General features: G+C 73.6%; 8 protein-coding genes. 2 read left to right on the top strand and 6 right to left on the bottom strand.

Features of this window, described 5'->3' with window-relative positions:
* On the bottom strand, positions 1-1,215 hold a 1,215-nt coding region (gene glyA / locus AB0J68_RS18245), incomplete at its 3' end, for a serine hydroxymethyltransferase (RefSeq protein ID WP_363939515.1).
* Positions 1,216-1,250: 35 nt separating this feature from the next.
* Here glyA and AB0J68_RS18240 point away from each other — a divergent pair.
* On the top strand, positions 1,251-2,714 hold the full coding sequence (locus tag AB0J68_RS18240; protein ID WP_354861493.1) for an SDR family oxidoreductase: 1,464 nt from the start codon (positions 1,251-1,253) through the stop codon (positions 2,712-2,714).
* 19 nt (positions 2,715-2,733) lie between these two features.
* Here AB0J68_RS18240 and AB0J68_RS18235 read toward each other — a convergent pair whose 3' ends face one another.
* The 4 genes from AB0J68_RS18235 to prmC all read right to left on the bottom strand — a co-directional run bounded on the left by AB0J68_RS18235 (position 2,734) and on the right by prmC (position 7,161).
* Positions 2,734-4,848 (bottom strand): transglycosylase domain-containing protein, encoded by a 2,115-nt coding sequence (locus AB0J68_RS18235; RefSeq protein ID WP_363939513.1) that lies wholly within the window; start codon positions 4,846-4,848, stop codon positions 2,734-2,736.
* Between the two features lie 106 nt (positions 4,849-4,954).
* Positions 4,955-5,566 carry a phosphotyrosine protein phosphatase gene (locus AB0J68_RS18230; protein ID WP_354861489.1) on the bottom strand — a complete coding sequence of 204 codons (612 nt, stop codon included), beginning with the start codon at positions 5,564-5,566 and terminating at the stop codon, positions 4,955-4,957.
* On the bottom strand, positions 5,567-6,214 hold the full coding sequence (locus AB0J68_RS18225) for an L-threonylcarbamoyladenylate synthase (protein WP_234588740.1): 648 nt from the start codon (positions 6,212-6,214) through the stop codon (positions 5,567-5,569).
* On the bottom strand, positions 6,214-7,161 hold the full coding sequence (prmC, locus tag AB0J68_RS18220; RefSeq protein ID WP_363939511.1) for a peptide chain release factor N(5)-glutamine methyltransferase: 948 nt from the start codon (positions 7,159-7,161) through the stop codon (positions 6,214-6,216). Before prmC ends, AB0J68_RS18225 begins: the two co-directional genes overlap by 1 nt.
* Before the next feature lie 72 nt (positions 7,162-7,233).
* On the opposite strand from prmC, the gene AB0J68_RS18215 reads away from it, so the two are divergent.
* Positions 7,234-8,781 carry a GGDEF domain-containing protein gene (locus tag AB0J68_RS18215; protein ID WP_354861486.1) on the top strand — a complete coding sequence of 516 codons (1,548 nt, stop codon included), beginning with the start codon at positions 7,234-7,236 and terminating at the stop codon, positions 8,779-8,781.
* A 120-nt stretch (positions 8,782-8,901) separates the two neighbouring features.
* Here AB0J68_RS18215 and prfA read toward each other — a convergent pair whose 3' ends face one another.
* Positions 8,902-9,990 carry a peptide chain release factor 1 gene (gene prfA / locus AB0J68_RS18210; RefSeq protein WP_363939509.1) on the bottom strand — a complete coding sequence of 363 codons (1,089 nt, stop codon included), beginning with the start codon at positions 9,988-9,990 and terminating at the stop codon, positions 8,902-8,904.
* Between the last annotated feature and the right edge of the window lie 105 nt (positions 9,991-10,095).

The following is a 10,095-nucleotide window of genomic DNA, read 5'->3' as shown; positions in this document are numbered from 1 at the left end:
GCCACCCGGTGCGCCCGGGTCCGTGCGCACCGCGCGGGCGATCAGGGCAGCCACCTGCCGCAGCTCGCCCTCGCGCATCCCCTGGGTGGTGACGCTCGGCGTGCCCACCCGGATGCCGGAGGCCACCAGCGGCGGCTGCGGGTCGTACGGGATGGCGTTCTTGTTGAGCGTGATCGCGGCGGCGTCGCACCGGGCCTCGGCCTGCGCGCCGGTCACCCCCAGCTCCCGCAGGTCGATCAGGGCCAGGTGGGTGTCGGTGCCGCCGGACACCGGGCGCATCCCCTCGTCGGCCAGCCCGGCCGCGAGGGCCTGGGCGTTGCTGACCACCTGGCGGGCGTACGTCTGGAACTCGGGCTGGGCGGCCTCACGCAGCGCGACCGCCTTGGCCGCCACCGCGTGCATGAGCGGGCCGCCCTGGGTGAACGGGAAGACCGCCTTGTCGATCCGCTGGGCCAGCGACTCGCGGCAGAGGATCATGCCGCCGCGCGGACCGCGGAGCACCTTGTGGGTGGTCGCGCAGACGACGTCGGCGTACGGCACCGGGGACGGAATGGCCCGGCCGGCGACCAGGCCGATGAAGTGCGCGGCGTCGACCATCAGGTACGCGCCGACCTCGTCTGCGATCTCCCGGAACCGGGCGAAGTCGATCAGCCGGGGGTACGCGGTCGCGCCACAGATGATCAGCTTGGGCCGGTGTGCCCGGGCCAGGTCGCGTACCTCGTCGTAGTCGATCAGCTCGGTGTCCGGGCGGACCGGGTAACCGACCGGGTGGAACCACTTGCCGGAGAAGTTCACCCGGCTGCCGTGGGTGAGGTGCCCGCCGTGCGGCAGGTCCATCGCCAGCACCGTGTCCCCCGGCTGCACCAGCGCGGCGTACGCGGCCAGGTTGGCGCTCGCCCCCGAGTGCGGCTGGAGGTTGGCGTGCTCGGCCCCGAACAGCTCCTTGGCGCGGGCGATGCCGATCTCCTCGGCCCGGTCCACCTCGGCGCAGCCGCCGTAGTAGCGCCGGCCCGGGTAGCCCTCGGCGTACTTGTTGGTCAGCGTCGAGCCGAGCGCGGCCAGCACCGCCGGCGAGGTCAGGTTCTCGCTGGCGATGAGCTGCAGGCCACCGCGCAACCGGTCCAGCTCGCCGAGGACCACCCCGGCGATCTCCGGATCGGTGGCCCTGAGCTGCGCGAAATCCGGCCCCCAGAAGGTGCTCGTCTCGGTCTCCACAGCGAACGAGTCTAGGGGGCCGCAGACTGGGAGTCGTGAGATGCCTCGTCACCGGAGCCACCGGATACATCGGCGGGCGGCTGACACCGCTGCTGCTCGCCGACGGGCACACCGTGCGCTGCCTCGCCCGCAAGGCGGTGCGGCTGCGCGACGTGCCCTGGGCCGCGGCGGCCGAGATCGTCGAGGGCGACCTGAGTCGCCCGGAGACGCTGCCCGCCGCGTTCGCCGACGTCGACGTCGCGTACTTCCTGGTGCACTCGCTGGGCCGAGCGGACTTCGAGGCCGCCGACCGGGAGGCGGCGACCAACTTCGCGACTGCCGCCCGCGCGGCCGGCGTACGCCGGATCGTGTATCTGGGCGGCCCGGAGCCGGCGGCCGACGCCGAGGTCCCCTCCCCGCACCTGCGGTCCCGGGCCGAGGTGGGTCGGATCCTGCTGGCCAGCGGGGTGCCCACGGCGGTGCTCCGCGCCGCGGTGATCATCGGGTCCGGCTCGGCGTCGTTCGAGATGCTGCGCTACCTGACCGAGCGGCTGCCCGCCATGGTCACCCCCCGGTGGGTCCGCAACCGGATCCAGCCGATCGCGGTCCGCGACGTGCTGCGCTACCTGGCCGGCTGCACCACGCTGCCGCCCGAGGTCAGTCGCGGCTTCGACATCGGCGGGCCGGACGTGCTCACCTTCCGCGACATGATGCAGCGCTACGCCCGGGTGGCCGGCCTGCGCCGGCGGATCATCGTGCCGGTCCGCCCGCTCACCCCGTCGCTGTCCTCGCACTGGGTCGGGCTGATCACCCCGGTGCCGAACACGATCGCCCGCCCACTGGTGGAGAGCCTGATCCACGAGGCCGTGGCACACGAACACGACATCGCCCGGTACGTGCCCGACCCACCGGACGGCCTCACCGGCTTCGACGACGCCGTGGCGTTGGCGCTGGCCAAGGTGCGCGACGCCCAGGTGGAGACCCGCTGGTCCACCGCGAGCGGTCCGGACGCGCCGGCCGAGCCGCTGCCCACCGACCCGGACTGGTCCGGTGGCACCGCGTACACCGACGTCCGGGAGCGCACGGTGGACGCGTCACCGGCGGCGCTCTGGCGGGTCATCGAGGGCGTCGGCGGCGAGCACGGCTGGTACTCGTTCCCCCTCGCCTGGTCGGTACGCGGCTGGCTGGACCGGCTGGTCGGCGGGGTGGGGCTGCGGCGGGGCCGGCGTGACCCGCACCGCCTCCAGGTCGGCGAGGCGCTGGACTTCTGGCGGGTGGAGGAGATCGTCCCGGGCGAGCTGCTGCGGCTGCGCGCGGAGATGCGACTGCCCGGCCGCGCCTGGCTGGAGATGCGGGCGCTGCCGGTCGACAACGGACGCAGCCGCTACCAGCAGCGCGCGGTCTTCCTGCCCCGCGGGCTGGCCGGACACGCCTACTGGGGGTCGGTGGCCCCGTTCCACGCGGTGGTCTTCGGCGGCATGGCCCGCAACATCGCCCGCAACGCCGAACAGGCCTCCTGACCACCCCGCCTCGGACGGGTCAGTTGCCGGTGCGGGCCCCGGTGACCTGGAACGCGGCGCGCTCGCTGGGCGGGACGAAGTCGCGTACCGGCTGGTCGCGGAGGGCGGCGCCGAGCACCTCCCCCACCGCGGTCGCCATCCGGGCCTGCACCGCCTGACCGACCGCGTCCCGCGGGTCGTCGGGGTTGGCCGCCATCGAGGCGACCGCCAACTGCGGGGTGAAGGCCACCACCGTCTCCGTCTCGTACCGCTCGGAGCTGCCGGTCTTGCCGGCCACCGGGCGGCCCAGCTGGGAACGCAGGTCGGGCGCGGTGGCGCCGTCGCACCGCCCGTACATCGACTGGTCGCCCACGGGGCAGCGGGCCGCGTCCGCCGCCGCCCGCGCCACGTCGGTGTCGAGCACCTGTCGACAGTCCGGCTTGGCGGCGTCCACCGGCCGGCCGGTCGAGTCGCTGATCGAGACCACCGGCAGCGGCGCGCACCAGGTCCCCTCGGCCGCCACCGTGGCGTACGCCGTCGCCAGGTCCAGCGGGGTCGTCGCGGCCACGCCCAGGGTGAACGGGCCCCAGTCCTTCGCGCCGTAGCGGGCCAGCCGCTCGTCGGAGTCGGCCCGCAGCACGATGCCCAGCCGCTCGGCCATCTCCACCACCCGGTCGGCGCCGACCCGCTCGGTCAGCCACGCGAAGTACGTGTTCACCGACCGGCCGAACGCGGTCCACATGGTGCGGGGGCCGTTCATCGACGAGGGACTGGCGTTCGACGGGCACCAGCGGCCGTCGCAGCTTCCCGCCCCCGTCACCGGGAACCGGGTGAGCAGTTGGGTCGGCGCTCTGAACTCGGTCGACAGCGGCAGGCCGGACTCCAGCGCGGCCAGCATGGCGAAGAGCTTGAACGTCGAGCCGCCCTGGTAGCCCTCGATGGCCCCGCCGCCGGCGACGAGCTGGTTGACCGTGTTCGGATGGTTCTTCTGCCCGACCGGGTTGGCCGCGACGCTGTAGGTGCGGTTCACCGACATCGCCAGCACCCGGCCGGTGCCGGGCTGCACCACGGCGGTGGGCACCGCCCGCGCGTCGGTCAGGCGGTAGATCTTCAGCACCTGCTCGGTGGTGGCCCGCTGCACCGCCGGGTCCAGCGACGAGACGATGGAGAAGCCGCCCCGGCGCAACGTGCGTCGCCGCTCGTCGGCACTCGACCCGAACGCCGACTGGCTGCTCCACCAGCGGGTGAACCAGTCGCAGAAGAAGCCCCAGTCGTTGTGCCCGTCGGGCACCCCCGTGCAGTCGTTCGGCGTCTCGCTGGGTCGCAGTTGCAACGGCTCGGCCTGCGCCGCCGCCGCCGCGTCGGCCGGCACCTGACCGGTCTCGACCAGCCGCTCGAGCACGTACGTCCGTCGGCCCAGGGCGCTGTCGGCGTCCCCGTTGATCGGGTCGTCGCTGTCCGGCGAGCGGACCAGCCCGGCCAGCAGCGCGGCCTGGGCCAGGGTCAACTCGGCCGGCGAGCGGGAGAAGTAGCGCTTGCTGGCCGCCCCGATCCCGTACGCCCCGGCCCCGAAGTAGGCGATGTTGAGATAGCGGGTGAGGATGTCCTCCTTGCTCAGCTCCCGCTCGAGCGCCAGCGCGTACCGCATCTCCTGGAGCTTGCGGGCGGTGGTGACCTCGGTGGCCGCCTGGCGCTGTCGCTCGGTCAGCCGGGGGTCGCTGCTGAGCACGTTGCGGACGTACTGCATGGTCAGGGTGGAGGCGCCCTGCCGGGTCCTGCCGTCACGCTTGTTTACCGTGAAGGCGCGCACCACACCGCGCAGGTCCACCCCGCTGTGCTGGTAGAACCGGACGTCCTCGGCGGCCACGATGGCCTGCCGCATCACCGGGGCGACTTCACGCAGCGGAACGTCCACCCGGTCCTCCTGGTAGAAGGACGTGATCAGGGTGGTGCCGTCGTTGGCGTAGAGGTTGGAGCGCTGGGCGGTGGGCGGCGTGCGCAGCGTGCTGGGCAGCTCCGAGTAGGGCGTGGACAGGGCGCTGAAGCCAATTCCGAAGACCAGGGCCGCGGGTAGGGCGGCTCCGGCCAGCACCAGGCCGGCCAGCACGCCGGCGATCACCACGGTCAGCAGTTTGTCGAGTCGGGCCCGGATCATCAGCTCTCCCCGCAGGAGCCGGTCACGCTAGGACCCGTTCAGAATGACCCGGAACACCCCTTTCGCCCCTGGTTTTCCCCAAACCCGGAGGAAACTCGCAGGTCGCTCAGGGCAGCAGCGCGGCGGCCAGCGGGTGGACCGTCTCCTCGATCTCGTCCGCGACCCGGGTGAAGCACTGGTCGCCGCGACCCCAGGGATCGTCGAGATCGTCGGTGGGCAGCGCGGAGGCGCCCAGCCGGTTGTCGTGCGCCGCCGCCACCAGGGCCACGCCCCGGGCGTACACCGCCTCCGGGGTGGCTTCGGCCGCCGGCAACGCGGCGGCGTCCACCGCGGCGAGCAGCCGGCCGAACTCACCCAGCACGAAGGTGCGGGCCGCCGCGTCCGGACGGAGCGCGACCACGTACTCCTGCTGGTCGGCCGTGGCCGTCAGGACCAGGTCGGCGGCGTCGATGTGGTCCGAGCGCAGCTTGCGCGCCGCGAACCCCTCGACGGCGCCGCCACGGTCGATGACCTGTCGCGCCGCCGGCGGGTTCATCTCCTCGCCCGCGTGCCAGCCGCCGGTGCCGGCGCTGTGGCTGTGCACCAGCTCCTCGGCGGCGGCCGGGTCCTGCGCACGCCGGGCCAACCGCTCCCGCACCGCGAGGGCGAGCAGTCGCTCGGCCATCGGCGAACGACAGATGTTGCCCATGCAGACGTGCAGGACGGTGAACGGGGGCACTCAGGCCCCCTGGACGTCGAGAAGATCCGGGACGACGTCGCGCAGCTTCTCCAGCGGGATCGCGCCGGCCCGCAGCAACTGCGGCACCTCGCCGGTCAGGTCCACGATCGTGCTCGGCACCGGATCCGGGCAGGGCCCGGCCTCCAGGTACGCGCGCACCGAGTAGCTGAGCTGGTCACGTGCCTCCTCGGCGGTAACCGCCGCCGGCTGGCCGGTCTTGTTGGCCGAGGAGACCGCCATCGGGCCGGTCTCCCGCAGCACCTCCAGGGCCACCGGGTGCAGCGGCATCCGCACCGCCACCGTGCCCGTCTTGTCGCCCAGGTCCCACTGGAGGCTCGGCGAGTGCTCGACCACGATGGTCAGCGCACCCGGCCAGAACGCCTCCACCAGGTCCCGTGCTGCCGTGGGCAGCGAGAAGACCAACCCGTCCAGGGTGTGGCGCGAACCGATCAACACCGGCGGCGGCATCTGCCGGCCCCGGCCCTTCGCGTCCAGCAGCGCCTTGACCGCGTAGGGCGTGAACGCGTCCGCGCCGATCCCGTAGACGGTGTCCGTCGGGAGGACGACCAGCTCGCCGTTCTTGACCGCCTCGATGGCCGCAGCGATGCCGCGGTCCCGATCGGCGGGCGATCGACAGTCGTAGAGCATCACGAGGAGTCAGTCTGCCACGCCGGCCCGGGCGCGGTGTGCTGGCCGTCCGCCCGTCGGGACGCGGTGGCGTAGCGAGGGCGGCCGGTGAGGTCCAGATGCTCCGTGACGGCCGCGAACCGGCCGTCGGAGGCGAACAACGCCGGGACCGCCACGTCGTGCGTGTCGTCGTGCTCGACCCCGATGACGCCGCCGGGGCGCAGCAGCGCCGCCGCCCGGATGATCACCGGTCGGATCACCGCCAGACCGTCCATGCCGCCGAAGACCGCCTCCGCCGGATCGTGCGCGGCCACCTCCGGCGGCACCACCACCTCCACCGGCACGTACGGCGGGTTGCAGAGCAGCACGTCCACCCGCCCCACCAGGTGCGCCAGCAGGTCCGGCGCCGTCACGTCGGCCTCGACCACCTCGATCGGCCGGTCGCCCGCGGCGGCCCGCTCGGCCGCGTTGCGGCGCAGCCACGCCAACGCCGCCGCGGACCGCTCGACCGCGATCACCCGCGCCCCGGGCAGCTCCTGCGCCACCGCCAGGGCGATCGCGCCGGTGCCGCTGCACAGATCCACGATCAGCGGCTCGGGTCTGCTCCGGCCCTGCTCGACACCCCAGCCCGCCAGCAGCTCCGTCTCCGGGCGGGGCACGAAGACGCCCGGACCGACCGCCAGCTCCAGATGCCGGAATCCGGCCCGACCGGTCAGGTGCTGCAACGGCTCCCGACCGGCGCGGCGGCCGACCAGCTCGTCGAGCCGGGCCAGCTGGGCGTCGTCCAGGTCGTCGGCGAGCGCCAGCCGACCCCGGGGCACCCCCAGCACGTACGCCGCCAGCAGCTCGGCCTCCACGCGCGCCGGGCCCACCCCGGCGGCGGCGAGCGCCCGCGCCGCGCGGGCGACCGCGGCGGACGGACGGGTACGGCCTGTCCCTTCGGGGGGGTGTTGCGGCAGAGTGGTCACGCGACAATCATGAGGCGTCACGGACGACGCGACGAACGGGTGCGTCAAGACGCACACGGCAGGAGGTTGTGGGTGGGCTGGCTCGACCGGGTCGATGACCAGGTTGACACCCTCACGCAGGCGCGGGCTTTGCAAGAAGCAAGTCGCTCGGCGGAGTCGTACGCGTTGCTGGAGCGGGTGATCCGCACCACCAGCGACCCGGCCGCCCGTGCGGACGCCCTGGTGCAGCGCCTCTCCGCGCTGATCAATCTCGGTCGGACGGCGGAGTTCACGCGGGCGATCGAGGAGGCGTCGGCGGCCGTTCGCGATCTCGCCGAGCCCTACCTGCACGGGCACCTCAACGCGCTGGCCGCGCTCGCCGCGCACCATCAGGGCGCGCTGGACCGCTGCGTCACCCACCTCGTCAAGGCCGCCCGGGCGCTCGGCGCCGTGGAGGACCCGGACCGGGACACCGCGTGGGGCTGGCACGACCTCGCGATGGCCTACAGCTACCTCAGCTTCCACGGCTACGCCCTGGGCGCGATCGAACGCGCGCGGCAGCTCGGGTTGACCGCCGGCATCCCGGAGGAGACGTTCGCCGCACCGGGCATCCGGCTGCGCAACGCGGTGGCACTGGACCACAACGGGGACAGCGACGGCTGCCTGCGGGTGCTGCGGGACGTCGCGGCCGATCTGGCCCGGTTCGTCCGCAGTGGGCGGGCCGGCCGGCTGCGCCCGAGCAGCCTCGCCGCGTACGGATACTCGGCGGCACGTCAGGCCGCGCTCGGCGACCCGCTGGAGCCGACCGGCGAGACCCAGCCGTCCCACCTGCTCAGCCACGGCGGGGACAGCGCCCGGGCGCGGGACATGCGACAGCTCGGCATGGTCTGCCTGGCCGTCGCGGATGGTCGGCCCATCGAGGCGGTCGCCCGGCTGGACACCATCCGGGTGTCCACCGAGACGCTCGGCGCGGCCGAGCCGGCCCGGCTGCGCAGCATCGCGCTGGCCCGCGCTGGCGACCACCCGGCGGCGCACCGGGCGGACCGGCTGGCGTTCCGGCTCGCCGCGCAACGCAACGACCGGCTGCGCGACGTCTACATCGACGGCATCGCCGCCCGGATCGACCACGAGGAGATGCGTCGGGAGGCGGCCCGGTACGAGGGCGAGGCGCTGACCGACCCGCTCACCGGGCTACCCAACCGGCGCAGGCTGGAGCGGTACATCACCGCTGTGGTCACCCGGGGCGAGCGGGTGGTCATCGGCGTCTGCGACCTGGACGGCTTCAAGGCGGTCAACACCCGCCACGGGCACCACTCCGGCGACCTGGTGCTGCAACGCATCGCCGGGGTGATCAACCGGGTGATGCGCCGGGGTGACTTCGTGGCCCGCTACGGCGGGGACGAGTTCGTGGTGGTGCTCCCGGAGACCGGCATGACCGAGGCCGCCGAGGTGGCCCGCCGGATCGAGGCGGCGGTGCGCAACGAGGACTGGGAGTCCCTGGTGCCGGGCACCCCGGTCGGGGTGAGCATCGGCTTCGCGGAGGTCTCCGGCGGCGGCGGGCTGCGCGACGCGCTCAGCGTCGCATTCGAGCAGGCCGACCGGGAGATGCTGCGCGCGAAGTCACGCCCCCGCGCGAGCTGACCCCCCTTACGGGGTCGATCAAGGACTTGTGGTCCCCCACAAAAGGCCCACGACGCGACAATCTCCCCACCACAACTCCATGATCGACCGGGGTCGCGGCCGCGCAGGCCGGCGGTACGGTCAGCGGCGCGTCAGTTCGGTGTCGCCGGCCAGCCGGGCGGCGCGGTCGGCCTCGGCCAGGGCGTCCAGCACCCCGTCCAGGTCGCCGGCGAGCGCCAGATCCAGGTTGTAGGCGGTGTAGCCGATCCGGTGGTCGGTGATCCGGTTCTGCGGGAAGTTGTACGTGCGGATCCGCTCCGAGCGGTCCACGGTGCGTATCTGCGCCTTGCGGGCGTCCGAGGCGGCGGCGTCGGCCTGCTCCTGGGCGGCGGCGAGCAGCCGGGCCCGCAGGATCCGCATCGCCTGCTCCCGGTTCTGCAACTGGGACTTCTCGTTCTGGCAGGAGACGACGATGCCGGTCGGCAGGTGGGTGATCCGTACCGCCGAGTCGGTGGTGTTCACCGACTGGCCGCCCGGCCCGGACGACCGGAACACGTCGATGCGCAGCTCGTTGGCGTCGATGGTGACGTCGACGTCCTCGGCCTCGGGGAGCACCAGCACCCCGGCCGCGCTGGTGTGGATCCGGCCCTGCGACTCGGTGACCGGGACGCGCTGCACCCGGTGCACGCCGCCCTCCCACTTCAGCCGCGACCAGACGCCGTTCCCACCCTCGGGCACGCCCTTGGTCTTGATCGACAGCGACACGTCCTTGACGCCGCCGAGATCCGAGTCCTGCGCGTCGATCACCTCGGTGATCCAGCCGTGCCGCTCGGCGTACCGGGTGTACATCCGCAGCAGGTCGCCGGCGAACAGCGCCGACTCCTCGCCGCCCTCACCGGCCTTGATCTCGACGATCACGTCCTTGGCGTCGTGCGGGTCACGCGGGATGAGCAGCTCGGCGAGGCGCTCCTCCAGCACCGGCAGGGACGCCGCGATCGCCTCGGTCTCGGCCGCGAACGAGGGATCCTCGGCAGCCAGCTCGCGGGCCGCGGCCAGGTCGGCGCGCGCCTGCTCCAGCTCACCGGCGGCCTTGTGCAGCGGCACCAGCTCGGCGTACCGGCGGCCCACCCGGCGCGCGGTGGCCTGGTCGGCGTGGATGGCCGGGTCGGCCAGCCGCTTCTCCAGCTCCGCGTACTCGTCGAGGAGGCCGGCCAGACGCTCGCTGCTCATGCTGCGGATGCTCCTTCGACGGTGCGACACCGGGCCGGCCCCGAGAGCCGACGGCGCGTGGAAACAGGCGAAACGCGGACGGCGCCCGCGTCCGGTGGAAAACCG

It is taken from the genome of Micromonospora sp. NPDC049580 (assembly GCF_040675595.1).
In the GTDB taxonomy this organism is placed as follows: Bacteria; Actinomycetota; Actinomycetes; order Mycobacteriales; family Micromonosporaceae; genus Micromonospora.
The sequence above is the reverse complement of the archived record's forward strand: the minus strand, read 5'-3'. Positions and strand labels throughout refer to the sequence as shown.